At 66.1% G+C, this 26,987-nt stretch carries 31 protein-coding genes; 4 read left to right on the top strand and 27 right to left on the bottom strand.

The window, feature by feature from the left end; translation table 11 throughout:
* Positions 1 to 8 precede the first annotated feature (8 nt).
* The gene (locus ABD691_RS01265; protein WP_344677439.1) at positions 9 to 1,241 is read left to right on the top strand and encodes a site-specific integrase; all 1,233 of its coding nucleotides are present in this window, start codon (positions 9 to 11) and stop codon (positions 1,239 to 1,241) included.
* 101 nt (positions 1,242 to 1,342) lie between these two features.
* Here ABD691_RS01265 and ABD691_RS01260 read toward each other — a convergent pair whose 3' ends face one another.
* The gene (locus ABD691_RS01260) at positions 1,343 to 1,582 is read right to left on the bottom strand and encodes an HC3 family zinc finger protein (protein WP_344677517.1); all 240 of its coding nucleotides are present in this window, start codon (positions 1,580 to 1,582) and stop codon (positions 1,343 to 1,345) included.
* A 250-nt stretch (positions 1,583 to 1,832) separates the two neighbouring features.
* Between ABD691_RS01260 and ABD691_RS01255 the strand changes: the two genes are divergently transcribed.
* From ABD691_RS01255 to ABD691_RS01245, 3 genes are all read left to right on the top strand, one after another.
* Positions 1,833 to 2,735: a helix-turn-helix domain-containing protein gene (locus ABD691_RS01255; RefSeq protein ID WP_344677438.1), complete on the top strand. Its 903-nt coding sequence runs from the start codon at positions 1,833 to 1,835 to the stop codon at positions 2,733 to 2,735.
* Entirely contained in the window at positions 2,683 to 2,874 is a 192-nt protein-coding gene (locus tag ABD691_RS01250) for a DUF397 domain-containing protein (RefSeq protein ID WP_344677437.1), read from the top strand. The genes ABD691_RS01255 and ABD691_RS01250 overlap by 53 nt, the downstream gene beginning before the upstream one ends.
* Positions 2,875 to 3,513: 639 nt before the next feature.
* A complete protein-coding gene (locus ABD691_RS01245) occupies positions 3,514 to 3,891 on the top strand; it encodes a hypothetical protein (protein ID WP_344677436.1) in 378 nt (125 codons plus the stop codon).
* A gap of 17 nt (positions 3,892 to 3,908) precedes the next feature.
* Here the strand turns inward: ABD691_RS01245 and ABD691_RS01240 are convergent, their stop codons facing one another.
* The 26 genes from ABD691_RS01240 to ABD691_RS01115 all read right to left on the bottom strand — a co-directional run bounded on the left by ABD691_RS01240 (position 3,909) and on the right by ABD691_RS01115 (position 26,701).
* Positions 3,909 to 5,669: a glycerophosphodiester phosphodiesterase gene (locus ABD691_RS01240; protein ID WP_344677435.1), complete on the bottom strand. Its 1,761-nt coding sequence runs from the start codon at positions 5,667 to 5,669 to the stop codon at positions 3,909 to 3,911.
* The gene (locus tag ABD691_RS01235) at positions 5,666 to 5,983 is read right to left on the bottom strand and encodes a hypothetical protein (protein WP_344677434.1); all 318 of its coding nucleotides are present in this window, start codon (positions 5,981 to 5,983) and stop codon (positions 5,666 to 5,668) included. The genes ABD691_RS01240 and ABD691_RS01235 overlap by 4 nt, the downstream gene beginning before the upstream one ends.
* A 5-nt stretch (positions 5,984 to 5,988) precedes the next feature.
* Complete coding sequence (locus ABD691_RS01230) at positions 5,989 to 6,936, bottom strand: peptidoglycan recognition protein family protein (protein WP_344677433.1); 948 nt, start codon at positions 6,934 to 6,936, stop codon at positions 5,989 to 5,991.
* On the bottom strand, positions 6,936 to 7,469 hold the full coding sequence (locus ABD691_RS01225) for a 3'-5' exoribonuclease domain-containing protein (RefSeq protein ID WP_344677432.1): 534 nt from the start codon (positions 7,467 to 7,469) through the stop codon (positions 6,936 to 6,938). The genes ABD691_RS01230 and ABD691_RS01225 overlap by 1 nt, the downstream gene beginning before the upstream one ends.
* A complete protein-coding gene (locus ABD691_RS01220; protein ID WP_344677431.1) occupies positions 7,466 to 8,332 on the bottom strand; it encodes a hypothetical protein in 867 nt (288 codons plus the stop codon). Before ABD691_RS01220 ends, ABD691_RS01225 begins: the two co-directional genes overlap by 4 nt.
* A complete protein-coding gene (locus ABD691_RS01215) occupies positions 8,329 to 8,634 on the bottom strand; it encodes a hypothetical protein (RefSeq protein ID WP_344677430.1) in 306 nt (101 codons plus the stop codon). The genes ABD691_RS01220 and ABD691_RS01215 overlap by 4 nt, the downstream gene beginning before the upstream one ends.
* Before the next feature lie 14 nt (positions 8,635 to 8,648).
* Positions 8,649 to 8,939, bottom strand: coding sequence for a hypothetical protein (locus ABD691_RS01210; protein WP_344677429.1), 291 nt, complete (start codon positions 8,937 to 8,939; stop codon positions 8,649 to 8,651).
* Positions 8,940 to 8,959: 20 nt separating this feature from the next.
* Positions 8,960 to 9,610, bottom strand: coding sequence for a hypothetical protein (locus ABD691_RS01205; protein WP_344677428.1), 651 nt, complete (start codon positions 9,608 to 9,610; stop codon positions 8,960 to 8,962).
* A 9-nt stretch (positions 9,611 to 9,619) separates the two neighbouring features.
* Positions 9,620 to 11,872, bottom strand: coding sequence for a hypothetical protein (locus tag ABD691_RS01200; RefSeq protein ID WP_344677427.1), 2,253 nt, complete (start codon positions 11,870 to 11,872; stop codon positions 9,620 to 9,622).
* Between the two features lie 2 nt (positions 11,873 to 11,874).
* The gene (locus tag ABD691_RS01195; protein WP_344677426.1) at positions 11,875 to 12,720 is read right to left on the bottom strand and encodes a phage head spike fiber domain-containing protein; all 846 of its coding nucleotides are present in this window, start codon (positions 12,718 to 12,720) and stop codon (positions 11,875 to 11,877) included.
* Positions 12,721 to 12,723: 3 nt separating this feature from the next.
* Positions 12,724 to 16,383, bottom strand: a complete 3,660-nt coding sequence (locus tag ABD691_RS01190; protein WP_344677425.1) for a phage tail tape measure protein — start codon at positions 16,381 to 16,383, stop codon at positions 12,724 to 12,726.
* 18 nt (positions 16,384 to 16,401) lie between these two features.
* A complete protein-coding gene (locus tag ABD691_RS01185; protein WP_344677424.1) occupies positions 16,402 to 16,785 on the bottom strand; it encodes a hypothetical protein in 384 nt (127 codons plus the stop codon).
* A gap of 92 nt (positions 16,786 to 16,877) precedes the next feature.
* A complete protein-coding gene (locus ABD691_RS01180) occupies positions 16,878 to 17,240 on the bottom strand; it encodes a hypothetical protein (RefSeq protein WP_344677423.1) in 363 nt (120 codons plus the stop codon).
* Positions 17,241 to 17,249: 9 nt separating this feature from the next.
* Positions 17,250 to 18,098 carry a phage tail tube protein gene (locus tag ABD691_RS01175; RefSeq protein WP_344677422.1) on the bottom strand — a complete coding sequence of 283 codons (849 nt, stop codon included), beginning with the start codon at positions 18,096 to 18,098 and terminating at the stop codon, positions 17,250 to 17,252.
* A 94-nt stretch (positions 18,099 to 18,192) separates the two neighbouring features.
* Entirely contained in the window at positions 18,193 to 18,519 is a 327-nt protein-coding gene (locus tag ABD691_RS01170; protein WP_344677421.1) for a hypothetical protein, read from the bottom strand.
* Between the two features lie 101 nt (positions 18,520 to 18,620).
* Complete coding sequence (locus tag ABD691_RS01165; protein ID WP_344677420.1) at positions 18,621 to 18,869, bottom strand: HK97 gp10 family phage protein; 249 nt, start codon at positions 18,867 to 18,869, stop codon at positions 18,621 to 18,623.
* A gap of 56 nt (positions 18,870 to 18,925) precedes the next feature.
* Entirely contained in the window at positions 18,926 to 19,279 is a 354-nt protein-coding gene (locus ABD691_RS01160; RefSeq protein ID WP_344677419.1) for a hypothetical protein, read from the bottom strand.
* A gap of 136 nt (positions 19,280 to 19,415) precedes the next feature.
* Positions 19,416 to 19,793: a Gp19/Gp15/Gp42 family protein gene (locus ABD691_RS01155; RefSeq protein ID WP_344677418.1), complete on the bottom strand. Its 378-nt coding sequence runs from the start codon at positions 19,791 to 19,793 to the stop codon at positions 19,416 to 19,418.
* Positions 19,794 to 19,795: 2 nt separating this feature from the next.
* Positions 19,796 to 20,080, bottom strand: coding sequence for a hypothetical protein (locus tag ABD691_RS01150; RefSeq protein WP_344677417.1), 285 nt, complete (start codon positions 20,078 to 20,080; stop codon positions 19,796 to 19,798).
* On the bottom strand, positions 20,080 to 21,117 hold the full coding sequence (locus ABD691_RS01145) for a major capsid protein (protein WP_344677416.1): 1,038 nt from the start codon (positions 21,115 to 21,117) through the stop codon (positions 20,080 to 20,082). Before ABD691_RS01145 ends, ABD691_RS01150 begins: the two co-directional genes overlap by 1 nt.
* Positions 21,118 to 21,129: 12 nt before the next feature.
* Entirely contained in the window at positions 21,130 to 21,507 is a 378-nt protein-coding gene (locus ABD691_RS01140) for a hypothetical protein (RefSeq protein ID WP_344677415.1), read from the bottom strand.
* An 11-nt stretch (positions 21,508 to 21,518) separates the two neighbouring features.
* Complete coding sequence (locus tag ABD691_RS01135) at positions 21,519 to 22,037, bottom strand: hypothetical protein (RefSeq protein ID WP_344677414.1); 519 nt, start codon at positions 22,035 to 22,037, stop codon at positions 21,519 to 21,521.
* A 36-nt stretch (positions 22,038 to 22,073) separates the two neighbouring features.
* A complete protein-coding gene (locus ABD691_RS01130; protein ID WP_344677413.1) occupies positions 22,074 to 23,060 on the bottom strand; it encodes a VG15 protein in 987 nt (328 codons plus the stop codon).
* Positions 22,987 to 24,468 (bottom strand): phage portal protein, encoded by a 1,482-nt coding sequence (locus ABD691_RS01125; protein WP_344677412.1) that lies wholly within the window; start codon positions 24,466 to 24,468, stop codon positions 22,987 to 22,989. The genes ABD691_RS01130 and ABD691_RS01125 overlap by 74 nt, the downstream gene beginning before the upstream one ends.
* 9 nt (positions 24,469 to 24,477) lie before the next feature.
* Positions 24,478 to 26,250, bottom strand: a complete 1,773-nt coding sequence (locus tag ABD691_RS01120) for a terminase large subunit (protein WP_344677411.1) — start codon at positions 26,248 to 26,250, stop codon at positions 24,478 to 24,480.
* The gene (locus tag ABD691_RS01115) at positions 26,219 to 26,701 is read right to left on the bottom strand and encodes a phage terminase small subunit P27 family (RefSeq protein ID WP_344677410.1); all 483 of its coding nucleotides are present in this window, start codon (positions 26,699 to 26,701) and stop codon (positions 26,219 to 26,221) included. The genes ABD691_RS01120 and ABD691_RS01115 overlap by 32 nt, the downstream gene beginning before the upstream one ends.
* Positions 26,702 to 26,987: the final 286 nt, after the last annotated feature.

The following is a 26,987-nucleotide window of genomic DNA, read 5'->3' as shown; positions in this document are numbered from 1 at the left end:
AGATGATCATGGCTCGTCCTCCGCTCCCCCTCGGCACCTGGGGCGCCATCCGAACCTACGGCCGCATCGACGGCCAGTGGACCCCAAAGGAATCCATCCCCGAAGGCGCACGTGCCGACTCGTGGCGAGCGGTCACCAACTATCGCGGCCACGACGGAAACACACGGCAGGTCGAACGCAGCGGCAGCAGCGAGACCAAAGCCCGCCGCTCCCTTCGCGAAGCGCTTGGCAAGCAGGCCGGCCAACAAGCCACCCTAGGCGCCGGATCACGGTTCGCCGACGCCGCCAAGCTCTACCTCGAGCAGATCCAAACGCGCCGCAGCGGAACCACCTACGACCGCTACAAGGGACGGCTGAACAAACACGTCCTCCCGGCGATCGGGCAGCTCCTCCTCCGCGAGTGCACCGTCAGCCGCCTAGAAAAGTTCATGACCGACCTAGAACGCAAGAAGGTCGCAGCCAACACACGCCGCGGGATCCGCACTGTACTGTCCGGCGTGATGCAGTACGTCGTCCTCAACGATGAGACGGGCATCATCAGCCGAAACCCTGTTCGCGACCTCTCCAATATTGAGGGTGCTGCGAACAAGCCTGTCGCGATGACCGCCGATCAGTTGTCGGACTTCCTGGCCAAGCTCGACGCTGACGAGACAGCGGCGAAGGCTGACTTGCCGGACTTCATCCGGTTCGTCTTCGGAACCGGCGTGCGGTTCGGGGAAGCACTGGCTGTGCGGTGGCGAGACCTCAACCTGACCGACGAGTCAATCACGGTCTACGACGGAACTGGAGCGCAAGAGGTACTTCCGCCCAAGTCCGTGTGGATCAACGGCAACATCGTTGCGGTATCGGGCAAGGGCTTGGTTCGCCACGAAGGCAAGACCTTCCGGGCCAAGCGCGTCATCGGGATGCCAGACTACCTGTTCACCCTGCTGCTCGTCCGCAAGCCGTTTGAGGCATACGAAAACGAGCCGGTGTTCCCGTCGGGCACTCTGGGATGGCGCCATCCCAGCAACATGCAGCGGTCAGTGCGGCGGATGCGGGAGCGTATTGAATATCCGGGCTTCAAGACGCACATCGGCCGCAAGACCGTCGCGACGATCCTTGACATGTCCGGGCAGACGGCCCGCGAGATCGCCGACCAGCTCGGTCATGCGAACCCGTCGATGACGCAGAACGTGTACATGGGCCGTGGCATGCAAAACCCTGGCGCCGCTGCGGCTCTGGACGCGGCCTACAAGTAAGCCAGCATGGAAAGGCCCCGATCCCGGTCGGGGAGACGGGATCGGGGCCGACGGTCGGGCCGCGGGTGACGACTGGGATTGACACCGCGGCGCGGCCGGGTCTAGCGCAACAGCGGTTTCTTCGCCGGCGGCATCGGACACCCTGCGATCCGATGAGCCACCTGGTTGCAGTCGGGGCACGTGGGCCAGAGCCATGCGATGTCGGAGTTGTCGACGGAGAGTTCTCGACCGCAGAGGGTTTCGACGCATTCGCCGTTCGGGTAGAGGCCACCGGCGGGCGCGGTGTCTCTGCTGGCGTGGCGTTCGTTGGCGGCGGGCGCCCAGCGGAAGGGATGGGTCATCACGACCACCGCCCGAACATGCCGCGGTGGAGCAGGATCGGGCCGATGGTTAGAGCTAGGGCGGTGAGGGTGAAGAGGACGTGCATGGTGTCCCCCAGTGGTGGGCGGGAGGTTGTCGATAGCCTCCGGGTGAATGGCCAGCCATATTGCTGATACCGGATTCAAGTAGATGATACCGGTATCAACCAGGCAAGGTCGTTACCCTGATCGGACGCAATGAGCAGGGGTTTCCCTGGACTACTCTTGATTCATGGGCGGAATCAACGAGAGTCACACTCCGAAGGCTCGTCTACTCGGCGCCGAACTTCGTGATCTGCGGAAGGCGGCCGGACTGAACGGTCGTCAACTTGCTGCCCGCCTGGGAATCAGCCAGCCAACCCTGTCGAGGTATGAATCAGGCCAGCGGACCGCGCCCGTCGACATCGTCGCCCGCGTCCTCGGCACGCTCGGAATCATCGGCGAACGATGCGATGAACTCATCGAGTTCGCCCGCACCGCATCGGAGCCAAACATGGTCGCCGACCACAGAGGGAGCCTTCACGGCCATCTTATCGAGCTTGCCGAGTTTGAACGCGCCGCCACGCGCATCACCCACGTAGCCCCGCTGGTCATCCCGGGTCCGCTGCAGACTCGCGCATACGCCACGGAGATCATGGCGTCGATCCCCGCCGACCAACGTGGCGTTCGAGTCGAGCTGCGCATGGCGCGTGGCGAGACGCTGCGATCGGATCGCCAGATCACGGCGATCATCATGGAGCGAGCCCTGCGCGAGCCGATCGGTAGTTACACGATCATGGCCGAACAGGTTCGCCACCTCGTACAGCTCGCCGGGCGACCGAACATCACCGTGCAGGTCATCCCATCGAACATCAGCCGGTGGACTCTCGCCCACAACGGCTCGTTCATCCTGTTCGAGTTCGACAAGGCCGCCCCAATGGTGCATCTCGAGCACTTCCGAGGGCCGACGTTCCTGTACGGCGAGAATGATGTTGAGGCGTACCGATCTGAACTGTCTACGCTGATGGGCGCGGCCATGAGCCCAGAGTCGTCAGCCGAGCTCATGACCGCTGTTGCGCAACAACTGGCGGAAAGGACCAGCGATGACGACGGTACCAAGCAACTGGCGGAAGGCGAGCTATTCCAACCCGAATGACTCGTGTGTCGAGGTCGGCCGGGTTGACGGTGGAGCGGCAGTGCGGGACACGAAGGACCGCAGCGCCGGCTACTTCACGACCACCACCGAGCAGTGGCAGGAGTTCCTGACAGCGGTGAAGGCGGACCGCTTCGCCTGACCCAGGCACGAAAAGAGCCCCCAGTGCCGGAAGGCACTGGGGGCTCTCCATCACCCTGCGTTCCGCCCGAGACGCACCCCCGCGCACCCATCGCGAAGCCTGTACAGATCATTATCCCTGATCAGACTGCCGATTGCCACCAGCACGAGGGGTCTTTCGTGCTGGCTCGTCCTGCCTCGGTGACACCGCGTGCGCCGGCACCCCAATAGGTCAGGCGCATGCCCTCAGAGCCTCCGCCACGGGCCATGCGGTAGTGCACCGGCGCGATCCACTGACCTGTGGTTGACCGGGACCAGATGTGCAGTTCCCCAGGTACTTGTGCTTGCGTGTCCCACCCGTCCGCGTAGGGCCGAGGCTCGTCGCAGGGGAACAGCGCGGCGAGCGACACCCACACCGGCCTCGGTGGCCTGAACTTCTTGTCGGGTCGGTCACCATGGGGTGGCAGGGCTGACAGCCATCGAACACAGGTTCTAGACTAAATGTGTGTCTGTCCCGACGCCAGACACACAAGGCCCCGGACCCTGCTGGGGGAAGCAGCAAGGTCCGGGGCCTTCTTCTTAGGCGGTAACGCCTTCGGGTGATCGGCGATATGAGCTTCGACCGGCGCCGCCGGATCATTCCCTCCAGAGCGAGGACAGAATGCCCGAACTCATCACCTTCACCATCCCCGCCGATTCTGCTCCCGAGCCTGGCGAGGTCGTCTCGATCGAGCAGGACGGATACCTACTCCTCGTCGAGAACACGCACCCGCCTGTCGAGCGCGCTGATGACGCTGAACCGCCAGCGACGGACAAGATCGTCAAGTACGTGCCAGTCGACATCACGGCGCGGTCGTCCGTCGTGCGCCATGCAGCGGCCGTGTACCAACGTCGCCAGAAGACCAGGGTGAATCCGTACACCCTGTGCGACCGATCCGGCGGACGCAAGGTCGACCGTCGCCTCGATCACGAACCGCTGACAAACGTGACCTGTGCTCAGTGCCGGAAGGTACTGATCGATGAGGGTCTGTTGAACTAGGGGATGAGGTGCTCGGCTCAGCTGATCGCAAGGTTGCGGAGTGCGAGCACCCCATCTGTCGACGACTTCCCCATGTGTAGGTAGCCTCCGCGATTCGCCGAGTTCGTGACCGTGATGGAGTTCGGCGCACCCACATCGGTCCTGGTCCACGTGATGTCCGTAGGTGTCACCGTGACCCGGAAGTGCATCCAGGTGCCCGCCGTGGGAGCGGCCGTGGTGACCGTCGACCCGAGCTGACTGCCGGCGGTGGATCCATCGACGTGGGCGTAGAGCTGCAGTTGCCCGTTGGCCCGCAGGATGGCGTGGTAGCCGTTGCCCTTGCCGTACTGGTGCTCGTAGTACTGGTCCGTGGCCCGGCCGAAGGCAAGCGTGAGGTTCGTTGTGGTATCTGCCGGCAGTGTGTCCCAGCGGGCGTCGAAGTCGACGGTGTAGGTATCCGACGGGTTCGGGACCGCGCCGAGCGACAGGAAGTGCCGTCCCGTCCGCCCCAGGGTGAGAATGTTCGGCGCCGCCCAACCCGGGGCATACGAGGCTCCGGACTGGTCGAGAGTGAGTTCCCCGGGCGCGATGGCCTGCGTCCACCACGAGTCCGTCAATGACCGCGGGGTTGAGGTGTTGACATAGCCGTAGCCGCTGGTCACGAACCCGCTGACACCGCGGGCTACGTTGTAGCCGATGTCGTAGCGGCGGTGCAGCGGGTACATCCACACCGACTTGCCCGTGGCGGTGCACCGCGTGACCTCGGCGTCGGGCATCGGCGTCAACACGTCCCCATCGAAGTACGGGATGACGATGTAGTCCACGCCCCGACTTACGAGTGAGTCGACGGCGGCCTGCGTGATCTCCGCCTTGTTCCCGAAGTACCCGAACACCTTGTAACCAGCACTTTTGGCTTCGGCGATCCTGGGACTGCTGTGGAATGCCTTGATGATCGTCGAGTCCTTCAAGCCGTAGCGTTCGATCATCGCGACCATCGGCGTGTAGGCAGCATCAGCCTTAGCCTCGGCGCACATGACAACCATGCCGCCGTAGCGACGCAGGATCTCCTCGAACAGCACGACCTTCGGCCCGTTCGTTCCTGACCAGGCCGCCCCGGTTTGCGTCATCTTGCTGATCTGCGTCGACCGCAGGACGCTCGAGGGCTGCGAAGCGATCGCGCCCGTGGCGTTCGTGGTGCGGTCCCACGTCGCGTCGTGGTTGACCACCAGCACCCCATCCAGAGTGAGGTGCACGCTCACCTCCATGCAGCGTGCACCATGCTGGATTGCCCACTCGAACGCTTCCATCGAGTTCTCGGGGATGATGTCGCCGCTGCCGCGGTGGGCGATGTAGTACGGAGCACTCCCCCGCTCTGTCTCCCACGAAGAGACCGTGACCCGGTTGGCGATCGCGTCCGCGCCAGGTGGGCCGACCACGATTGCCGTGCCGTTCGCCGTCGGCACTGGGGCGATGTCGGAGAGCTGCAGGTCCCCGCCCTCAGGGGCTTGGATCGCGTACGACCTGCCGCCGCCCACGGTGAACTGCTCGTTGATCGTGTACGTCCAGCCCGTTGGGTTGATGTCCAGGTCATCAGTGGCGGGCACCGTGAAGTCGACGGAGCCGTTCTCGTCGAGGTTCACCTTGCGGGCGACGGGCACGATGATGCGGTCCGACTGCGCAGCCAACAGCACCTTCGGGGACGCCGTGACCGAGATGTACCCGGCCATCGGCGTCCCGAGCAGGTCAACCCAGGTCCCGCGTATGCGGCAGGTGCCCCACTCGGGAGCGGGCGACGTCATGCGGTCTCCTGCGCATGCTTCGCCTTCGGGGCGCCGACGCCAGTGTTCGGCGCGATCGCGAGGACCAGGCCGGCGACGTAGGCGCGGGCCGAGGTCAACCAGGCCGTAAGGATCGCTGCGAGATACCCGAGCACGGTGGCGTGGTCATCGACCACGACCGTGGTCACTGCGCCAACGGCCGCGGACAGTGCGAACGTGATCGTGCTCTTCAGCCAGGTCGGCGCCTTGCTGTGCGTGATCGACTCGGTCAGGCTCGGTACGACAAGAGCCACCACACCAGAGACCAGCAGGGCAATCAGTTGAACGTTGCTCATGGCGATCACTTCCACTGGGGGTCGATCTCGACGTTCACGCTGAGCGTCGATCGGGACTTGTAGCGGATGCAGAACGAGGTTGCTGCGCCCGGCACCTTGAACGACTGCCGGTCGTTCGCGACGAGCGTGTAGCGGCCCTGGACGCCGACTTTCCTGCCGGCCTTACCGTCCGGGGACCAATCCTCGATGAAGTAGACCTCTTCGACCTCGGCGTTCTCTCCTGCCTGCAGGGAGACGTACACCTGGCCTTCGTTGCCGGTGACCACGCCCATCTTCGGCGGGATCCCCACCGATTCGGTCAGCGTTTCGGGGTGCGCGGGCAAGTTGACTGTGTAGCTGGAGTCGCCGCCGGAGTACTTGCGGACGAGTTCGAAGATCTGATCGGCAGTGGCCATGTCTATCTCCTGGTCTCCGATCGCCACCTGGGCGCGGAAGAGGTCGAGGTTGACGTGACCGGGATCGATCTTCCCGGTCACAGAGGTTTCGCGGTGCCCGCGAGCTGCGTCCGCGGGTCGCCCAAGGTGGCGAAGAACGGCGCGGGTGGCCTTCACAGCCGCGGTGTACTGCTCAGGACTGGGCTGTTGGTTGACGCCCTGGTAGTCCCACTCGAAGCCGACGTAGCGCAGGTTCCCGTCGCCACCGGGGTTGGGGCCGGATGCCTTCGCCGCGCCGGCATGATTGGCGCGGCCGGCGGAGATCAGGTGGCAGGTGCCGTCGTATCCGACGACGACGTGACAGAGTGGTCCGTCGAGGTCCGGCCTGCCGGTGATGCACAGGTTCACGGTCGGTGCGGGTCGGGCATAGCTGGTTGTGGTGGCGGTGTGGTGCTCGAGGACGCCGACCGGCAGTGGCTGCGCGCCAGAGGCGGTTCGCGTCTTCCAGCCGGGGGGCTCGACGACGCGCAGCCCAGCCTTTCGGAGCACGTCACCTAGCCACACCAGAGGTAAAGCCATCAGCCGTTCACCCCCTGGAGGTGCTCCCACTTCACGCGGGTGCGGCGGGCGTCAGCGAGCGCGTTGTGCTCGACGCCCTGCTGCTCCGGGAACTCGGTCACGCCGAGCCGCACGGCCTCCTGCTGCACATCCATCGTGTGCATCGGCACCCCGGGCGGGAGGTCCATCATCGTGCCCCAGAGCTGGCACAGGACGACGTGGTCGTAGGCGGCATAGTCAGCCCACAACTCCGCCTCACCATCGTGAAGCAGGAAGTCACGCACCTCGTCCGCGATCTGCTTGCGGGACTTCACGAGGGGGTCGGCGAAGTCGAGCGGCCAGCGTGCCGGGACGTGGAACCGTCGATCGCCGTGGCCCTGCGGCAGGTGCGGCACGACGTTGGCCATCAGCCACGCGTGCTTCTTGATCCGCCGCCACGGGGCATCGTGGTTGACGGCGTAGTACTCGCGGCCGTCGTCGGCGACGATGCCGATCGAGATCAGGTCGATGGTGCGGCCATCCTCGATGAACTCGGTGTCGTAGAAGTGCCTCATCGTCCCTCCGTGGGGATAGGTAGAAGCCCACCGTCGTCGGGCGGCGGGGTGGCAGTGACCGTCGTTGTCTCGGTTGCCGTGGTGGTCGTGGTCTCAGTCGGCGGATCCGTCGGCCCACCAGACGCCGTGCACGAGTACGTCGGTGCCTCGTCCGGGCTGCCCGCGTTGCGGCTGCAGTGCTCGGTTGACCCGTCGGCGCGCTGCACCGTCCAGCCCGCCGGCGGCGGACCGCGCTTCCCCTCAGGGCCTCGCGGGAGTTCCCCGGCGTCCTGGGTGGTGCCGTCATCGAAGGTGATGAGCAGGCGCCCCGTGGAGCCGTCAACGCTGGTGATTCCGCGGCCATCGCGACCGACGATCCGGCCGAGGTTCTCCCGCTGGCCGTCCGAGTAGATGGCGACCAGGTCAACGCCATCGAGGATGGTGGAGACCACCCCACGACCCGGCGCGCCGACTGCACCGGGTGCACCGGGCTGGCCGACCACCTGGCCGACGTCGCGACGCACACCATCGTCGTAGGACACGATCAGTCGACCGGCCTCGATCGCGGTGGCCACGATGCCGCGCCCGTCCTGCCCGTTGACCGCGATCGGTGCGGTTGGCTGCCGCTTGACCTCGGCGGCTTTCTGGCACGCCTCGCCTGCGCGCTGCGCCACCGACGGGTCGGTCCGACACAGTTCCGCCAGAGGATCAGCAACCGCCCGAGCATCCTGTGCCGACTCCGCCGCTTGCTGTTGAGCAGCGGCTTTCTGGTCGGCTTGGTCGTTCGCCTCGGAGCGAGTCACAATCTGCGAGATGATCAGATAGGCCACCGCGACTCCCAGTAGCGCGATAGCCAGGCGCTCTACGCGGATCCAGCGGCTCACGACGAACCACCTCCGGACCGCCGTAGCACCTCCGCAGCCGAGTCTTCGGCTTTGCGGCGTTCTTCACGTTCGATATCCAACTTCAACTGCAGGTCATCGACCTGCTTGCGTAACGCTGCGATGTCAGCGCGCAGCTCGGACAGTTCGGCGTCGTGCGCGTCGTTCACGCGCTTCAGCTCCACCGTGTGCCGTTCCTCCGAGCTGGACTCCCGCCGCAAGAGCAGCACGACGAGCCAGACTGCGACTCCCCCGATGCCGAGCTGCGGTGCGGACTGCAAAGCAGCCGTCAGCACCGCATCCACGGATCACCTCCAGGTCAGGACACGTAGAAGTCCTCGTACGGCGCCAGCCCGATCGAGCTGGTCCGTGTTGGGTCGATCGACCAGCCGTCGCCGTCGTTGCGGAGCACGACCGAGGTGCTAGCCGCGTACGAAGGGGATGAGGAGCCCATCAGCAGGTAGATCGTGGTACCCGCGACCGCGGTAGTAGCCGCGATCGAGTGCGCCGCGAGGAAGTCCTTGACCTCCTGTTCGTTGGTGCCGGTCCACTCCTGCATCGCCCACAGGGTGGGCGGCTGGACGTAGCGCGGGTAGGACGGTGAGGTCACTGTTCTCCTTCGGTTAGGGGTTAGGGGCCGATCCACGTGGCCAGGAGGCCGCAGCCTTGCGCTTTCCAGACCTGGACGGACCCGCTGGTCGTCCAGCACGCCGCGTAGATAGACACAGACTGGGATGCTGCGAGCGTGAGCGTCGTGCTCGACGAGATCGCATCCGAAACGGCTGCCTGCAGGCCGTACTTCGCACCTGAGGGGGTGTTGCTCGCGGTGCTGATGGCGAGGTAGATCGCCCGCATAGCCGACGAGCCAGCAGCGAACTGCACGCTGAAGTCGAACGTCCACCTGCCCGGATACGTCGGGGTGAACGTTCCGGACGACATGGAGCACCCGGCGGGGGTGCCGATGACCACGCCGATGTCGGTGACCTTGACGCCGGCGCCTCCGCCGCCGCTGGCGTTGTTGATAGTGATGCCAGCGCCGCCGTTGTTGTCGGTCCAGTCGCCGCGGTAGGCCGCGGCCCGCGCCTGGCCTTGCAGGGTGGTGATGTTCGACTCGGCGGTGCCCATGCGCGTGTTCAGGCTCGCGATGGACGTGGAGTGTGCCGAGACGGAGTTGTCGAGTGTGGCGATGTCGTCGGTGTTGGTGTTGACCTGGTCGATCAAACCGTTCTGGTGAGCCGAGCTCGCTACTGATTCGAAACCGACGTGCGTGATCACGGCCATGGCCACCTCCTAGGTTGCCCAGACGAACGTGTCGTCCCAAACGCCGTAGATGCTCGAGTCCCACTCGCCCTGACCAGGCGGCGTGAGCAGGCGCATCGTGAGGTCAGCGGACAGACCGTTGCTGCCGAGGGTCTGCCGGATGCCGGTGACCTGCCCGAGGATGTAGTCGCCGAGTCCATCGGGATCCCGGATGGGGATTGCGTCGGTGAGTTGGATCCGCGGATCCCCGACGATGCTGACCTGGTCGAGGACCGGTAGCGGGGCACCGAGCTCGGACAGCAACGATGCGGCGATGTTCGCCTGCCCTGAGTAGGACTGCGCCCAGCGGGTGTTGGGGATCTCCCAGAGTCGACGGCCGTGGATGTCAATCGACGCCTGGTTGGTGACCAGGTTCTTTTTCGTGGGCCAGTACACGATGCCCCTGCCGCCGACCCGCAGCCGCGGTGTCCCCGGGTAGTTCGGGTCGGTGTTGGCGCGGTCGGCGAGGCGGATCGCGTAGGCGTTGCCGTTGCTGACCGTGTACGAGAACGACCGTTGACTGATCTGGGTCACCGACACCGTCACGTTGGGCGCGACGGTGCCGTTGCTGGCGTGCACCGGGTAGAACCCGCGCAGCGGATTGTCCCCACGGTCCCACGTCGCGTCGTCCCAGTACGGGATATCGACGAAGTACGACATCGCGTTCTCAACGTCCGTGATGGTGACCGTCGTACTACCTGGCTGAAACGTTAGCTGGTCGTTGTTCGTCGCTTCCCATACCCGAACTGGGTCCTTGTACATGCCGAGCGTGGAGCTAACCGCAATGCAGTTCACGATGGCATCGGACGTGTCCGACACAGCCACGTCCTGGAGCTGATCCGGGCCGATCTCCCGGTCGATCGTGTCCTTCGCCTGCCGTGCGTCCTCACGGTTGAGGAACCAGACGTGGTTGTGCTCGTCGGCGAACAAGGTCCCAAACTCGGCGTGCACGAGTTCCTTAAGCACGTCCCACGATGATTCGTCGACTACGTCCGGCAGGTGGCTCAGCAGATTGAGTCCGCTCGACAGGGTGGAATTGGGCTCGAAGTCGGGGGTCCAGGACCAGTTGTTCGTACGGGTCATCGACTGCCAGTGCTGGATGCACTGCGCTGAACGCTGCAGCTCGCAATTCGCGAAGTGGCTATTCGAGGACGCGGGTGCCCAGCGGGTTCCCGTCGCCGTGGTAACCGTGCCGTCGATGTTGAACCGGATCTGCATGTTGCTGGCGGTGATCGTCGCTTCCACCCCGACGTAGGCGAAGCGCGAAGGACCCGAGAGCATTGGCCCGTCCACGGTCCACGTGGTCGTCCCCGTGTCGGCGACGAAAAACGCCTGCACCTGGCCAGCACCGGTGATCCGCAGCCCGAGACGGTCCTGGGTGTTGTACCAAGCACGGACCTCGGACACGCCGGGATTGCTGCCGCCGACTTCGAAAAACCCGCCGAACCCGTAGGTGAGACCGTTGGTGTGGGGCAGGTTCGCGAATCCGCTCATGCTCGACCCGTGCACTTCTGTCGCGCTGGCTCCGAGCGCGAGCCCGTAGCGGCCCTGCACCCAGCGGTACACGGGCCCGCCGGAATCGTCATCCGGGTGGCCGGTCTCGGCGATCTGGGCACCGTGCAGAGTCGCGGAGTACCGGCACTCTGCGACCATCGGTGGCGACTGGAAATACCCGTTGCGCCGGAGGATGTGGTCGATCAACCATTGTGAGTTGATCAGGCGTCCCTCGTCGGCACGTTGCTCGTGCGCCCACACCGGAAGGGTGATCGGCGCCCGCAGTGGCTCCGCAAAGTCCAGACATCTCAACGTCGCGGTGCCGTCCGCCGAACTCGCCACGATCTCGCGGGTCCAGCCGGTGAACTGGCGGACCTGGCGTAGCCCGGTAGTCGTGTGCACGACAATCTCGTAGTACACCGGCACCGGCTTGCGGGGAATGTTGTAGAGCGGCGACCGAGTCGAGTACGGCGCGAACAGTTGTGCCGCGTTCGGCTCGCCGTATACCCGCCGTCCCTCCAGCTTCACCGTGAGTTGCGCTGCCGAGTATCCCTCGATCAGGGTGGCGTTCTCCGGAAGTGCGCCCTCCATGCTGCGGTCCGTCGTTGCCTCGACCACCAACTTCGAGAGGTCGCTATACGGGTGGTCGTGCAGCCCGTCGCGGTTCCAGTCGACCATCAGGCGTGCCGAGAACCGCCTACTGCGGGAGTTGACCGCTTCGGCCAACTCGATGTCGTCCGGGTACTGCACGCTCACACCTCCAGCAGCGTCAGCCCCGCATCAGTCATCGGGAAGTAGGGAGATTCCTCAGGCATCTGGTCGATCACGACCTCAGGGCAGCCGCCACCCAACATCCAGTCGGTAGCGGTCTCCCCTACTTCCAGCTGCCATGCTGCGGTCCGAATCACGCCGGTACTGGCAACGCTGGTCAGCACCACCGCTACTGCCGCGTCAGTGGCAGTCGGCGTATAGGAGACCGTGAGCCGCTGCCACGATGCCGACGTGGTGATGGCGCCCGTAGTCGTGGCGTTCACGGCGCCCGTCGCGCTGTAGGACCGCAGCGCCACCTGAGCTGACCGACCATCCGGTGAACGCACGTAGGCAGAGGCGGTGACCGCTTCGCCTTCGAGCACCGGGATCGCATAGGCAGGATCGGACGACGTCAGCTCTCCGCCCGTATCGGGCGGCGTCCACGCGATCGACGACGACAGCGGAACCTTGCTCGCCCCGGATGGCCACTCAGACACCAGCTGCGCCGAACCCTGCACCTCGTGGGCGACCAGGACGCCGTCGTATCGCACCGATCCCGTAGAGGCAATCTCAGCGGGCAACCTGTTCAACACCATCGGGTCGATGATGCGCAGCGCCCCCGCCGTCGCCCCGTAGTGCATGAGCCGGATCGCCTCCAACTCCGACTGAAACCGCCAGTCGAACGCCAGCGACCACGACCGCTTCATCCCGAACGAGTCGACGGTCTTCGAACCGTTTCGGCTGACGTGGATACCGCCGATCCGCTCCACCGGGCGCTGCACGCCTGCCTGCGGAACAGGCAGGGGCACCATGCCTCCGAGTGGGCCGAGGTAGAACGTGCCTGCCATGTCCTACCTCCCACGCCGCCGGGCGTTCTCCTTGTTCACAAGCCTGACCAGACCATCGCTATCCAACGCGAACTGCATGCCCGCCAGCGCCTCGCGGATCGCCCGGGGAGACACCGTCGACACCTGCGGAACCGCGCCCGACGGACCGCCGGTGGACCGAGCCTGGACGGCGATCCCGCCGTCCGCGTACCGACGCAACAGCTGGTAGCCCATTCGTCGGGCCGTCTCCTCTAGCAGCGCAGTAGACCGAGCAGACCGGTTGATCGGGATGTACGCCTCGTCGTCCCGGATCCGGTCGCCGACGATGCGCCAGGTGTTCGGCGGCACGATGTCGGCGAGCCCGGCGCGCATCGGCGTCAGCCGGTGGATCCCACCGGCCGCGTAGGCGGTGGCGATCCCGCCGCGGGCGTAGTCGAGCCCCTTGACTGGCCCCACGAAGCCGGGAAACCGCGACGTCATGCGGGCCCGGACATCGAGGTACACGGTGGTGTTCCTGTACCGATCGATGAAGCCGTTCAACTGCCGAGCAGCACCCGCAGTGTCGGCGACGATCTCGGTGCGCCCGTCGGGGAAGGTGTTCACCATGTAGCCCAGCTCGTTGAGCCGCTTCACGGCCTCCGCGGTCACCGCCTGCGTCACCGTGATCTTGTGGTCCGGCACGGCATCGACCTTCGCCTTCAACAGGACAGCTTCCTGCTGCGCCGCGGTCATGCCCGGCTGCGAAATGAGCGTGACCACGTTCTCCGGGATCAGGCCGTAGTGCGTGGCGAGCAAGTCCGCCTGCTCTCGGGTCAAGCCCATCTGGATCGCCTGATCCACGAACGCCTGTCGAGCGTTATTGGCCGCAACCCGCGCAGCCTCGTTCGCAGCAGGAAGATCCTGACCCGCGGCAAGCGCGGCATCCCGTGCCGCCAATGCCATGTCCGCCATGCTCTGCCGCTGCTGCAGCAACGATTCCCGGAACCGGCGCCCGGTCTCCGTCGTCGTGTTGATCGCACCGTCGAGCCCGATCAACGAGGCGAGGTTGCCGCCCGCAGCTTGCCCTGCGGACTCCATCGCCTGCCGCACCTGATCGGTCGATTCGTGCAGCTTGGCCTGGGCATCCTCCGTGGTCAGCGCCTCACCGGCCAGTGCGCCAAGCGCCTGATCCAGAGCCCGGACCTTCTGATCAGCATCGGACGTGTTCTTCGAGAGCACACCCATTGCCTCAGCGAAGGAGCGTCCCGTTTCGGTCGCGGTGAGGATCGTCGGGTTCGTTGTCCCCATTGCCGCAGCGAACGCCCGGTTCGCCTCCTCCGCCTCGCCAACTTGGCCGGTGAACGCCCGGAACTGGTCGCGGGCGTTCTGCGCCGCAATGCCCTCCGCATCGAGGCTCTGCTGCGACGTTCCACCCGTGTAGGGGTTGCGCTCGGTCATGCTGTGCGACTGGATCAGCGCGTCATAGGCTCGGTTGACCTCGCCGATCGCGCCCTGCTCGCCCATCAGCGCCCGAGTCCACACGCCCTGATCGACACCGAGAGCCTTGTATCCCTGAAGCAAGTTGTCGTTCGTGCCAGCCAGGGATTGCTGTTGGGCATCCAGGAGACGTTGTGCCTGGATGGACTCGGTCATGACGCCGTTGGACTCACGTAACGCCTGCGCGAGGTTCTGCACCTGCTGCTTGTGCTGCTCTGCTGCTTGCTGCGCCTTCGCTTGCGAATCCGCGAGAAACCCGAGGCCGACCACTGCGGCGCCGATCGCCAAACCCCACGGCCCACCGAGCGCGCCGACAAGCCCCCCGACCGCGGACCGCAGTCCCGATCCCAGCGCCGCCGTAGCGCCACCAGCCCGAGCGACAAGGCCCCCGAGCGCATTGCTCGCACCTGTCACCACAGGGGCGAGACGACCGAACGAGTGCCCCGCTGTCGCCGACGCCGCGGCGATAGCAAGGTTCGCGCCAACCGTGTCCCGGATCCTCTCCGACACGTTCCGGTAGGCATCCGCCATACGACCGATCGCCGGCACCCGGGACTCCAGAGCTGCCATCGCGAGGCCGACGTTGCCGACGCTCTGCGACATGATCTGGGTCGACCCGGTTAGCAGCGCCTGCTGGAGTCGGATCTCCTCGCCCATCGCCCGGAACGGTGCGGTGACCCGATCCCGCACCGTCGCACCGAGCGCTTCGAGCTGCGGCCTTGCCAGCCGGAACGCGAGCATCGCCAACACCGCGGCCTGCACCGGTGCGGGCAAATCGCCGAAGCCCTGCACGAGCCCGCCGACGAGGTTGCCGAAAGGTACCAGCAGCGAAGACAGAGCAGAGAGCGCATCGCCGGACAGCTCAATCGAGGCCCCGAGGATGCCCGCCGCTCCCCCGGCCGTGAACATCTCGCTCGCGACATCCGCCAGGCCATCGGCGGTGGGGTCGAGCGTGGCCATGAGATTGTCGACGATCTCCGCAGCGTCACGCCAGATGTCCAGAGACCCGATAGAGGTAGCGATCTGCGGCCCGTACCTGCCAGCCGCGTCCGCAGCGCCTCGCAGGCCGTCGATGACGGACTGCCCGTAGCGATCGACCGCCTGCGCGCTGCCGCGCACGAGGTCTTCGAGCGGGCCATCAATGACGTCGTACACGCCGAGAGCGAACGTCTCCAACTGCGAGACCAGGCCGTCTATCGCCCCGCCGAGCCCCTGGGTCTTGGCCGCAGCGAGATCCGCAGCACCGCCCTGGCGACGAACAGCGACAGCCATGCGGTCGAACGCCTCAGCACCGGAGGAGGCCAGTGCATTGGCGGTGGTCATACCCTCGTTGCCGAAAGCAGTTGCCGCGGCGGACTGGAACTCCTGATCCGTCATCCTCGCCTTGGCGGCAGTCAACTGCTCGGTGATTGCCCGCAAACCAACGAACCGACCTTGCTGGTCGAACGCGATGATGCCAAGCTCACCGATCGCCTGCGCGGCTTCCTTCGACGGCGCCGACAGCGACGCCAGCACGCCCCGCAACGAGGTACCGGCCTGCTCGCCGAGGATGCCCTGGTTGGACAGCAGGCCGATCGCAGTGGCGGTGTCGTCGATGTCGATCTGCAGGGAACGGGCAACCGGTCCGACGTACTTGAGTGCGTAGCCGACATCGGTGATCGAACCCGCTGCCGCGTTGGCCGTGTTCGCCAGGACATCCGCGACCCGCCCGGCCTGGTCAGCCTCCAGTCCGAACTGGTTCACAGCGGTGCCCTGAATCTCGGCAGCCGTCGCCGCGTCGATCTGCGCAGCAGCGGCCAGTTGCAGGGTGCCGCGGGCCGCGGTCATCGCCTCGTCGACCGACAGCCCCGACTTCGACAGCTCCACCATCGCCGCAGCCGCGTCAGCGGCCGACGTGGCAGGCAACGACAGGTCGGACCCCAGTTCGTTGGCCAGCGCACCAACACGTTCCATCTGGGCCCCGGTCGCTCCGGTGACCGCCTGGAGCTGGTTCAGGTTCGACTGGTACTCGTTTCCGAGACGGATGACCTGGGCCAGGCCAGCGGCGGCGGCGACGGTGCCCGCCACGAGCCCGAGCGACAGCCCGCGCCCCAAGTTGGCGGCGATGCCGGACACGCTGCGGCCGGACTGCTGGAGGCCAGCGCCCAGCTTGTTCGTGAAACCCCGCAGATCCGGCTCGACCAGGATGTCGATCGCTCCACCCGCCACGGAGTCACCCCCTAGCGGTCAGAGACCCATGATCCGATCGAACTCATCGGAAGTGACCTGGCGTTTCCCGCCCTGTTGTTCCTGGCGCTTCGTCTGGTACTGGCCGACCTCGTCCAGGTACGCCTGGAACCGCTCGTCAGCGATCTCCGACGGGCGCAAGGCCACGGGCGGAATCAGCGGATGCGGTGGCGGTTTGATGCCTGCACGCTTCGCCTCGGCCCGTTCCCGCTTGACCTCGGGGTCGTCGGGATCAGTGGTGCGGTCGATCCACGCCAGCTCGAGCCAGTAGTTCAGTGCCTCGTACAGGCGGGCGGTGTTCTCCTCGTGCCATCCCCACCCGCCGGCGGCAACACGGTTAAGGGCCGATCCAGGGGTGCGGATGGTCTGCTTCACCATCGCCACGAAATCCACCGCAGGGAGCGCCTTGAGCGCGTCCCTGAGCGGCTGCCCGTAGTACCTGGGCCAGTCGGTGAGGGAGGCGTCCCACCAGTCCGTCAGGACCGCGGTGAGGACGCCGAGGATTCCCCCTCCGACTCCTCGCTCTCCTCGTCCTCAGGAAGGCGGGTCAGCACGCCGGAGATCTGCATCAACCGGCGGAAGACCTTCGTGACGTGCTCGGCGGGCAGCACCGACAGCTTCGCGTCGACCTCGCGGGCCGCGTCCTCTCCGATGAGCATGGTGAGCGCATCGAAGTTCTTGCCGGATGCGGACTTCTCGAAGAACGCAATGACCTCTTCGCTGGTCAGGTCGCGACGTACATCGAACGTCGCGCCAGCCACTGTCACTCGCCGCGGTCGCAGCGAGCGGGCCGTGAACAGCGAGTTGAGATCCAAAGGGGCTTGGGCGCCTTGCGTCATCGTTGCTCCTTACGCGGTAGTGCTGACGGTGACCACGTTCGACGCGGCAGAGCTGTTGAGCGCGGCGTCACGGGCCCGGACGTAGAAGCTGTACGAGGTGCTGGCAGTCAGACCAGAGACGGTGGCGCTCGTGGTCGACGACGTGGTCCTCAGCAGGCCATTCGCGAACACGTCGTAGGACACCACACCCACCGCGTCAGTGGACGCGGTCCAGGTCAGCGCAACCGAGTTCGCGGTGATCGTGCCAGCCGCCAGATTCGTCGGAGCGGTCGGCGCAATCGTGTCACCACTCGCACCACTCAGCGGGTTCCAGCTGGTAAACCGTCGAACCGCCTTGTTGCCGGACGCGGGCGCCAACGGGGCGACCTCAAGGTCCCATCCTTCGAGGTCTTCCGCGTTCATCGTCTCAGTGGGAATGTTCGCCAACTCGCCGCGCTCGACGAAGTAAGCCTTCTTCTTGTCTCCGTCGACCAGCCGAAGGATGGTCGCGAACTCGGGGTCGTCGCCCTCGATCCACTCCCACATGCCAGAGCCGGTCGAGGTTTCGCTGATCGACCCGCCGGTGAGCAGGGTCAGGACGGTGGCGTTCGAGTAGTCGACCGGGCGTAGCTTGATGGTCGGCTTCGCCGGGTCCTTCTTGTTTCGGTAGGCAGCACCCGAGGTGTTGTTCCAGACGTCCAGTGGCGTCGTCTCACGCTCGGTCTCGATCTCGAAGCCAGCCTTGATGCCACCGAACGCGTCCCATCCAGGCAGGGTGTCGGCCCAGATGTTGGTGGGCAGCGGTGTACCTGCCGGCGCCCGGAAAGCGTCCCCGTCCAGCCACAACCGGGCCTTGGACGAGTCGATGTGCGTGCTCATGCAGTCCTCCTGCACTCGATCCCGCCCGTGGCGGGTACGGATTGGGTAAGTCCGGCCCGCCCGCCAAGGCGCCCACCCGCGAGCGGGCCGGGGTTCACTGGTTGTGGACGGTCAGCTCGGCCCGGACGAGGACTCGCAGCAGCGGGGACGCCAGTCCACGAGAGGTGTCCGGCGCGCCCTCCATGGGGCCGTCGACCACGCGAGCGGAGTAGTCGATGCTTTGCCAGCGGACGTTCGCTGCGGCGGCGAGGACACGGGCTGCGTGGGCAGCGACGTTCCAGGCCGCGAGGGTGGGGTCCGCGGTTGTCATCGACTCGGGCGCCCATCCGTCGACCTGCACCAGCGGTCGGTAGGCGACGTTCCCACCTAGCGAGTAGTTGCCGACCATCCGGCACTGCGCGAACGGGCCTGTGATGCTCACTGGCGCTGTTGCGGCGCAGTACCCACCGCACGATGCGGAGAACTCCTCATCGGCCAGCAGGAGCGATCTGACGGCCCCGGGGATCCATGGGAGTGCGGCGGTCATTGCGGATTCCAACCGCGATATCGGCCGCGCTTGCGAGCCGCGTCCGTGAGCACCGCGTGCGCCGGCGTGTCCGACGTGCCGTACTCCTTGTAGATCGACTCCGGATCGGTGTCGACGATCCGCACTTCGTCGCCCGACACCTCGACGCCGATGCCCGAGCGGTACTCCCCCGTTCGCACAGGGGCGTCAGCACGAGCTTCAGCGGCAGCCTCCCGGGCGATCCGTGCCCGCTCGTCCGTCGACAACGCCCGAGCCTCGCGCAACGCCTCAGAAGCGAACACCCGCACACGTACGCCAGCCATCAACTCACCCCCTGCAAATCGGAGACCAGCCGCAGCCACGCTGCGATGTAGCGGACCCGACCGCCATTCAGCCGGGCACGACGCTCAGCGGGATGTCCAACCACCACGTACCGAGCGCCAGCCTCGTCGATGACGGTCGAGTCCATCGTCAGCGGCGTCCCTGCCGGAACGAGCAGGATGAAGTCCGTCGTCGCCGTCGACTGACTGGCCTGGTACTCCTGCTGCGCGTACAGGCTGCGCTGCTCCAGGTACGCCCTACTTGGTGTCGCTATCGGTGGCCCCGGACGCTCGTTTCCGGTCACCGGATCCACGACGGGAGGACCGGGATTCTCCAGCATCACCTGCTGGCGCATTCGAGGAGCCCGCATCGCTGACCTCCTCGAGCGTCCCGTTCGCCAAGCCTTCGCGCACGAACTTCGACTCGGCGGCCCCGTAGTGGACTCGCCCGTCCTGGTCGCGCACGACGGCCACATTGCTTGCAGCCATGTGTCACCTCGGCATGATTGAAAACGCCTTCGAGCGCTGCGACACAGGAGTCAACAGCGCCAACTCCGATTGGGTCAGCTCAAGCCCGTTCGCCGCGGCAGTCGTGAGCGTGTATCCGTACTCCGGGTGCTGCTCAGACCGCACACCGATCCCGCCGGAATCGACGGTCGACATGTAGCGGGCAACCACCTGACAGGTCACCATCCGCACCACGTCAGCGGAGATCCGCTCGGCTTCAATGTCGGCATCGATCGAGGGACGTGCCTGCCGGATCAGAGCGGACACGTCCGTGATCAGGGCCTCGACCTGAGGGCGCTCGGCGTCGTCGTACTGGACGCCGAGACGCACCTCCAGGTCCTCGTAGGTGGCGAACGGTCCCATGCTCACTCCCGGGTCGCGGCCTCGATGATCTCCTCACGGCCCATGTCGTCCGTGATCGTCACGCCACGCGACTCGGCGTAGGCTACCCACGCCGCCTTGTTCGACCCGGGACCGGACCGCGGCGGCTCCTCCATCGCTTCGCTCTTACTGCCGGTCGGCGACTGCTCCCACGCCTTCGAATTCTTGATCCGATCCGCGGCCCACGCGGGAGGCGTGTCACCCGGGCCGAACCGGTGCGGGTTGCCGTCGTCATCGACCAGATGCACGTACGCAGCCAGCTTCGCCATCACAGCACCGTCGCAGCCATCGCCAGATTCGGGTTCGCCATGATCGGGATACCGATCGCAGAGCCGATCGTGTACACGCGGATCGGGGTCTTGGTCTCACGGAACGCCGCCACGACCATGCCCGGGTGGTCACCCTGCCCGATGCCGTAGCCGGCCTCCTGCGCCTCCGCTGTGGTTCCCCACAGCGTCGCGCCGAGCTCACCCTCAGTCGGTCCGCCCGAAGTGCCCGTCTGCGGCAGCAGCAGGAACTTGTCCTCGGGGATGATCCGCGTCGACACACCATCCCGACGCACCCGCGCCTCGTAGGTGGTGACCGGCGGCAGACCCCACTGCTCCAGGAACGCGTTCACATCCTGAGGGGTCATCCGCATCTGCGGAGCGTTCGGATACAGCTGCGCCCGGATCTGGTCGTTCTGCAGCAGGTGCCGGAACACCATCCGCGAGGTGAGCACCGCCTGCGGCGGGGCGCCGTTGATGTCCTCGTACGCCTCGGTCCACGCCTGGATGTCATCCAGCGGCGTCGAAGTAGCGTGGTTCGACCACGCGACCGCGGCAGTGACCTCCATCGACGGGTCGCGCCCGAAGTCGACGGTGGCCTCCACGCCGTCCTCCGACAGCGTCACCGAGCCGTTCACCAGAGCATCGCCGCGGGCGATCTCCAGGCGGGCATCGATCGACCGCGAGATGCGCTCGGCATCGCGCAGCAGCAACTCCCGAATCTCCGGGGCCGCGTTAGCGCGCAGCCGCAGATGGTCGTACTCGCCCAGAACGTACTGCTCACCAAGCGGAGGTAGCTCGCCCTGCACCCGCGAAATGCCCTCGCGCCGGCCGAAGCCCGGCTCGGCGTCGTAGGCCCGGTAGCTCGCGGCCTCGATGAGACCGCCGCCGCCACGCGAGAACCGGTACACCAAGTCGTTGACCTGCCGGTGCGGCAGCCACCTGGTCAGGGAGAACTGGTTGTCGGCACGGTCAGCCAGCGACTGCCGCGCATACCCCGTCAGTTCGGCCGGGGTGATGAGGTCGTAGAAGTCAGCCATTGGTCACCCCTCTCAGACGAACAGGAATCGGGACGTGGTCGGCGCAGTGAACGCCACGGGCAGTCGGTCGACACGGACACGGCCGCGCTCCAGCGCTGCACCCACGACGTTGGACGTGCCGTCCTTCGGCGTGCGCAGGCTGAACAGCAGGAACCCGATCAGGGTCTGCCGGCCATCGGTCGCGCCCGAGTCGTACGGGCCGACCAGCCCAGTAGCGGTGACCCGGCCCAGCGGCAGACCCGACGGGAAGAACCCGTTCGGGTAGTGGGTGGCTGCGGTAAACAGCGACGTGTTGAGCGTGACGGAGTGAGCGAACTCCACGCCGTCACGAGAGCCCAGCCACGACTGGTCGTCAGCCGCGAAGGACTCGGTGGACAACTTCAGGTCCATGAGAATGTCCTTTACGAGTTGGAATGCTTCTGCCGGTAGAGATCTCTCCCCGACTGCACCGACGGCGTCACTGGTTCGCCGTTGCCGGCGCCCTGGCCGGGGTTGCGGGCGAACTCGGGGGCCGAGCTGGCCTTGACGAGCTGCGCGACCCTCGCGGCCTGCTGCTCCAGTGCCTCTTCGTCGTCGGCGGTGAGTAGATCCACGTACTCGGCGGGGATGGAGTGCTGCGTAGCGACGGACAGGCGCAGTCGCTGCGCCCGCTCCTCGCCGTACTGCTTCTCCAGTTCAGCGAGACGGGACTGTGCCCGCTCCAGCTCCGACTTGTCCTTGTCCTCGATCGACTGAAGCCGGGCGGTCAGCTCCTTGAGCTGCTTCTCGGCTTCCCGGCGGGCCTTACGCTCGGCGGCAAGCGCTGCCTTGCCCGGCTCTCCGAGCTGATCGGTCTTGTCGGATGCACTCTCCTGGGACTGCGGGGCCTCCTGTTCGGGGGCCTCCTGCTGTTCCTCGGGCGCCTGGGTCTCGTCCGCCATCGCGGCGTCCTCCGTGTGTCATGGACCCGTCGCGGGTCAGATGATGTATCCAAAGCGCCGGAGCTGTCGCAGCGTCTCGGCGCGGTCCCAGCTGAACTCTTCAGCCAGCTGGAAGATCTGGTCCGGCATCAGCCGGAGCTCGGTGGTTCGGCGGTAGCGCTCCCCTGGGAGTCGTCGCAGCTCCGAATCAGGGCGCCGGCGAACTGTTCCGTCAGCCAGCACTTCGTACCCGCCGAACAGTGCTCGCACGGTGGTGCCCGTGGTGGTCACAGTCAACTCGCGGCCATAGGCGGAGACAGTCGTGACGCCCTGCTCAGCGTTGACCACCTGCGAGATGTTGGCCCCAAGCCTGATCGCCTCGGCATTCTCGGGACCGAACGTCTCGTCCTGCTCCTCCGCTGTGAGCGAGTTGAAATATCCCCGCGGACTGGTGGTCCAGTCGTCGCCATCCTCGGCCTGTGGGATGTGCCTGCAGTCGCACCGCGGATGGCGACGGAACGGCGTAGCCGATCGGTACACGCGGCCCGCCAGGATCACGCACCGGCTGCACGACGGCGCGTTGAGCATCCGCACATAACCGGACACCGACGGCTCAGCCTGCATCGCGGTCTGCACCGCGGACCGGCCGACATCCTGCATGCCGGTCAACACGATGCTGCGAGCAACCCACAACGCACGCTCAAGCTCCGGTGCTTCAACCTCGGCGACCGCAGCGACCGCGAACACCAGCTTCCGCAACCACGACCCGCCGCCGTCGGTGAGATCGGCAAACGCTGCGGCTGACACCGCGCCCTCAGGTGCAGGTGTGGCGCCCTGGGCAGCGAGCACGGCCGCAAGGTAAGCGTCCGCGCCGGCAGCAGCGGAGACCTGGATCTCCAGCAGATCGTCACCGATCTCCAAGACCTGGCCAGCCCAGTCCTCAGGCTTGCCGGACCAGTTCTGCAGAGCTTTATCGAGCAGTAGCAGCGCTTCCGTTTGCAGCTCTTGCTGACTGGCCAGATGCTGTTCCGCTGCCGTCTGCACCGAGGATGGAGGCGGCACTCGGCACCCCCTGCATGTCGATGGCCCGAACGTCGGCGGTCACCCGCTGGCGGCGCTGAGCATCGCGCTCAGCCATCCGCTTCTGCTGGCCCCGGGTGTAGCCGGCGTCCTCTCGGCCCTGCTCCACATCGATGAGCGGGCCGCCCACTGCCTTCACGGCGGCATCGATCATCGAAGCCTTCGTCGGGGTCGCCGGATCGCGCCACACGGTCTCCAGCGCGACAGCCTTGCTCGGGTCGTTGCCGAGCATCGCCCACGCTGCACGCATCGCCTGCTCCCACGTGCCACCGAAAGTCCGCTGGCGGCGCTCGGCGCGTTTGATCAAGCGCGACTCCGAAGCCCGGATCGCATCCGCCGACGCCGGGTTCTCGCTGGTGAAGCCCATGAAGTGCGGCGGCAGCCCGTAGAGGCTGGCGGCGATCTGCGCCAATTGCTTGATGCTGTCGTGGAAGTTCCTCAGGTCCGAGGCGCTGAACTGCTGGATCTGCGGCTGCGGCACCTGCTCGCCCTGCCGCATCTGACGCAACGGCGGGATCGCCCAGATCGCGCCGATCGCGGCCTTCCACGGCGGGATCTGCTTCCCGGACTCGTCCACGAAGTCCTCAGGGCTGACGTTCACCGCGGCCTTGCGGGGCACCGCGTGGTGCTCGATCGCGGCCATCATGTTCGTCGCGGTCTGGTTCGCCCCGTCCACGATCGGCTTGAGTGCGACCAGGTCCGAGCGTCCGCGCTGGCCATCCTTCCGACCACGGCGCCGACGATTGAACATCGGGAACACCGGCACCAGCGACGACCGCTGCTCGATCACCGCGGACTCGTACCAGTCCAGCGACTCCGAGTGGTACGGCTGGCCCTTCTCGAACTCCACCATCCGGCCCGGCAGATACAGGACCGCGTGTTCCTCAGTCGGGCGCACCCAGTCGTCCCGCCACACCTTCAGCGCTGCGACCACCTGACGGGTCCGTGGGTCGATCTCAACAGCCACCTCTTCGGCGGTCTCGACCGTCACCAGCGGCACATCATCACCGGGCCCGACCATGACGTACGACTCGCCCGTCACCAACGAAGCGAGATGCGCTTGACCAGACTCCTCATCCAGGTCGTTGGCCTGCCACACACGCTCCAGATCATCCGAGGCGTCCTCGTCCTCGCCGAGTCGAAACCACTCGACATCGAGCCGTTCCTCCAACGCGTCGGTGACGAGCTCGCTCCAGTCGACCAGCAGCGGCGGAAACGCGTCCTCCTGCTCCCGCAAGATCCGGGCCACGTAGTGCAGCGGCTGCTCATTCTCGTAGTACGGCCACCACTCCATCGCGTTCTCGGCCTGCTTCAGCCGGCGGTCGTTCAGCCGGGCGAACCACTCCTTGTCCGTGAGGTCAGACAGCCCCATGACGCCTCCTCACGACACCACGACCTTGCGCCGAACCGGCTCCGACCACTTCATTGGTTCCCGCATCCACGCGTTGCACGCCATCGCCGCGGTCACGACCGGGTCGATGCGCTTCCCGCTCTTGTCACGCTCAGGCTTGTCCGGACGAATCAGCTCCGGGTTGTACGGCGCCCGCCGCACCTCCACCGCATCGAACGCCAGCTGGCTGATCGGATTCCCGTGATGTCGCAACTTGTCCGTTCGGACCAGCTCCATCAGCTTGTCCATGCCGCCTGTCATGTGCTGGTAGGTGTTGTTATAGGCCTGCACTTCCCAGACACCGATCCTGGCTTCGACCTCCTGGATCACCGGGGCCATCGACCACTGATCAGCGTCCGCGGCCACCAGGTGGAAGTCAGCAGCGTCCTGCGCGATATCGGCATAGATTCGCTGGTAGTCGACGACATCGCCATCCGTCACCGTCACCCACCCATCGCGAGCGAACCGCGACCACTTTCCTGAGGTGTGCTTGTCCAGGTGCTCAATCGCCGACTCCGGCGCCCAGCACCGCCACAGCGCATGCACCTCGTCGCCATGCGGGATCAGCAGACACCATGACGTGAGGTCGAACTTCGCCGCGAGGTCGAATCCAACCCACGCTGACGAGCCCACGAACTTCGCCCGCTGCTGATCCGGCCGAGACCACACCTCACCTGCGCACCGGTCGAACAGGTGCATCGGCATCCACCGCGACTTCTGCTGCACCCGCTGATTCACCTGGAACTGACGGAACCCGTTCTCCTTGCTCGGTTCCGTCCGAGCCTCCAGCGCCTGCCGACGCATCGCATCCCGCGACTTGAACTGATCCAACGCCGGGTTCGGCCACTTCCAGTTCCGCTCATCAAACGGATCCACCGACACCGGCAGATGCGGGTGCCCCGGAAACGCCTCCCGCAGCCGAGTCAGTTCCTCCCGGCTGAACGGCAACTTGCGCACAAACGAGAAGACGTGCGGCGCCCGCGCCGGATCCACTTGAATCCGCTCGGCCTCGTCGATCAGCTCCGCACCGAACGATGCCCCGTCATCGGTCTCCGTCGTCGTCGCATACATCAGCTCCTGCAGACGAGCACCCGCAGCGGTCGTCATGGCCTCCCACATCGAACCGTCCGGCTGCGACAGCACCTCGTCGAGGTTGAAGCCGTGCGGATTGTGCCCGAGCTCGCCCTTCGCATCCGCCGTCAGAATCTCGTAGTGGCTGCCGGTCTTCTCGTCCACCAGGCGCCGAGCGTTCTTGACGTGCCGCAGCCGCTTCGACAGCACCGGCGACAGCTGCACCATCCGCAGCGCCGGCTCGAACACCTTCCCCGCCTGCTTCGTGTCCGCCGCGGCGCAGTAGACCTCAGCGGAGTCCTCGTCGTCGCCGACCAACAGGTACAGCTGGATACCGGCGGCGATCTCGGACTTGCCGTTCTTGCGGGCCACGACGATGTAGCCGATGCGGTAGCGCCGTGCGTAGCACTCCCACTCCGTCGACCACTGCACCTCGCCGAACAGTGGGCGGATGATCTCGAACTCCTGCCAGTCGAGCAGCACGAACGGGGTGCGCTTCAGCGGACCCTTGATGTGCACCAGCAGCTGCCGGAAGAACATCACGACCCGATCCGCCCGGGGCTCGCAGTAGTGAGCCCCGGACTTCGGGCAGGTCTTCTCGCGGAACGTGTAGCCGCACTCTGGGCCGGTCTTGTCGTCTGGGCGCCACCGGGCATCTAGGTCAGCCAGAGAGGAGGTCTTCCGTCGGGTCACGACGAGCCTCCCCGATGCTCAGGTCAGCCCGGTCCGACGGCGTCAACCCGAACCGGGCCGCATACTTCTGAAACTGCGCGTCGGCCTCGTTCAGCACCAGCGTCCACGGCGACTTCGCCAGCCGGTAGCCGGTCTGCTCGCCGTTCTTGTTGAACACCGGCAGCTCGATCACCTCGCCGGTCTTCTGCAGCTCCAGCACCGCGTGGCGCCGGCGCACCACCGCGTCGCACCACAGCGCATACGCCTCGACATCCCACGCGGTCAGCACCCCAGTGCGCTGCAGATCTGCGGCCAGCCGGTGCCACACCTCCACCGCCTCATCCGAAAGCCACTCAGGCGGAGCGACCTCGAGCGACGCGGGCTTCGGCTCCAGCGTGTTGATCCGGTCCTTGCGGTCCCCGTGCAGCACCTTCAGTGAGGTCGGCTTCTTGGGTCGGCCTGTGGTTCCCATGCCTCACCTCCTGGTTACGGCGGGGTCGACGTTTCGTCAGCGCGAGAGCGAGCCTTGCCCGGGGCGTCGCAGCTCACGGGCCGGGGGACGGGGTATCCCCCTGGGGTTAATCACGATCGTTGATCACGTTTCTTGATCGTTCGTCGTGTTCGCTGCGTCAGCGATGCGCCTTGCGCCCGTTGCATGCCCTGCACAGCACTACGAGGCGCTGCATCGGGTCACCACCACATGCGATCGGTGTTGGATCGTCAGCGGTTAGATCACTAGCTGCATGTGCTGGCCGTTC

The organism is Saccharopolyspora taberi (assembly GCF_039534165.1).
Classification (GTDB): domain Bacteria; phylum Actinomycetota; class Actinomycetes; order Mycobacteriales; family Pseudonocardiaceae; genus Saccharopolyspora_D; species Saccharopolyspora_D taberi.
Note: the sequence above shows the minus strand (reverse complement) of the source record. Positions and strands in the feature narration are given on the sequence as shown.

What these genes read in the sequence shown, in the direction of transcription:
- ABD691_RS01155 (WP_344677418.1), bottom strand. Translation starts at nt 19,793, where the DNA reads ATGGGACCGTTCGCCACCTACGAGGACCTGGAGGTGCGTCTCGGCGTC.
- ABD691_RS01125 (WP_344677412.1), bottom strand. Translation starts at nt 24,468, where the DNA reads ATGGGGCTGTCTGACCTCACGGACAAGGAGTGGTTCGCCCGGCTGAAC.
- ABD691_RS01140 (WP_344677415.1), bottom strand. Translation starts at nt 21,507, where the DNA reads ATGGACCTGAAGTTGTCCACCGAGTCCTTCGCGGCTGACGACCAGTCG.
- ABD691_RS01175 (WP_344677422.1), bottom strand. Translation starts at nt 18,098, where the DNA reads ATGAGCACGCACATCGACTCGTCCAAGGCCCGGTTGTGGCTGGACGGG.
- ABD691_RS01240 (WP_344677435.1), bottom strand. Translation starts at nt 5,669, where the DNA reads ATGACGTCGCCCGCTCCCGAGTGGGGCACCTGCCGCATACGCGGGACC.
- ABD691_RS01235 (WP_344677434.1), bottom strand. Translation starts at nt 5,983, where the DNA reads ATGAGCAACGTTCAACTGATTGCCCTGCTGGTCTCTGGTGTGGTGGCT.
- ABD691_RS01135 (WP_344677414.1), bottom strand. Translation starts at nt 22,037, where the DNA reads ATGGCGGACGAGACCCAGGCGCCCGAGGAACAGCAGGAGGCCCCCGAA.
- ABD691_RS01115 (WP_344677410.1), bottom strand. Translation starts at nt 26,701, where the DNA reads ATGGGAACCACAGGCCGACCCAAGAAGCCGACCTCACTGAAGGTGCTG.
- ABD691_RS01180 (WP_344677423.1), bottom strand. Translation starts at nt 17,240, where the DNA reads ATGACGCAAGGCGCCCAAGCCCCTTTGGATCTCAACTCGCTGTTCACG.
- ABD691_RS01255 (WP_344677438.1), top strand. Translation starts at nt 1,833, where the DNA reads ATGGGCGGAATCAACGAGAGTCACACTCCGAAGGCTCGTCTACTCGGC.
- ABD691_RS01265 (WP_344677439.1), top strand. Translation starts at nt 9, where the DNA reads ATGGCTCGTCCTCCGCTCCCCCTCGGCACCTGGGGCGCCATCCGAACC.
- ABD691_RS01260 (WP_344677517.1), bottom strand. Translation starts at nt 1,582, where the DNA reads ATGACCCATCCCTTCCGCTGGGCGCCCGCCGCCAACGAACGCCACGCC.
- ABD691_RS01245 (WP_344677436.1), top strand. Translation starts at nt 3,514, where the DNA reads ATGCCCGAACTCATCACCTTCACCATCCCCGCCGATTCTGCTCCCGAG.
- ABD691_RS01250 (WP_344677437.1), top strand. Translation starts at nt 2,683, where the DNA reads ATGACGACGGTACCAAGCAACTGGCGGAAGGCGAGCTATTCCAACCCG.
- ABD691_RS01145 (WP_344677416.1), bottom strand. Translation starts at nt 21,117, where the DNA reads ATGGCTGACTTCTACGACCTCATCACCCCGGCCGAACTGACGGGGTAT.
- ABD691_RS01230 (WP_344677433.1), bottom strand. Translation starts at nt 6,936, where the DNA reads ATGGCTTTACCTCTGGTGTGGCTAGGTGACGTGCTCCGAAAGGCTGGG.
- ABD691_RS01225 (WP_344677432.1), bottom strand. Translation starts at nt 7,469, where the DNA reads ATGAGGCACTTCTACGACACCGAGTTCATCGAGGATGGCCGCACCATC.
- ABD691_RS01150 (WP_344677417.1), bottom strand. Translation starts at nt 20,080, where the DNA reads ATGGCGAAGCTGGCTGCGTACGTGCATCTGGTCGATGACGACGGCAAC.
- ABD691_RS01195 (WP_344677426.1), bottom strand. Translation starts at nt 12,720, where the DNA reads ATGGCAGGCACGTTCTACCTCGGCCCACTCGGAGGCATGGTGCCCCTG.
- ABD691_RS01205 (WP_344677428.1), bottom strand. Translation starts at nt 9,610, where the DNA reads ATGGCCGTGATCACGCACGTCGGTTTCGAATCAGTAGCGAGCTCGGCT.
- ABD691_RS01160 (WP_344677419.1), bottom strand. Translation starts at nt 19,279, where the DNA reads ATGCGCCAGCAGGTGATGCTGGAGAATCCCGGTCCTCCCGTCGTGGAT.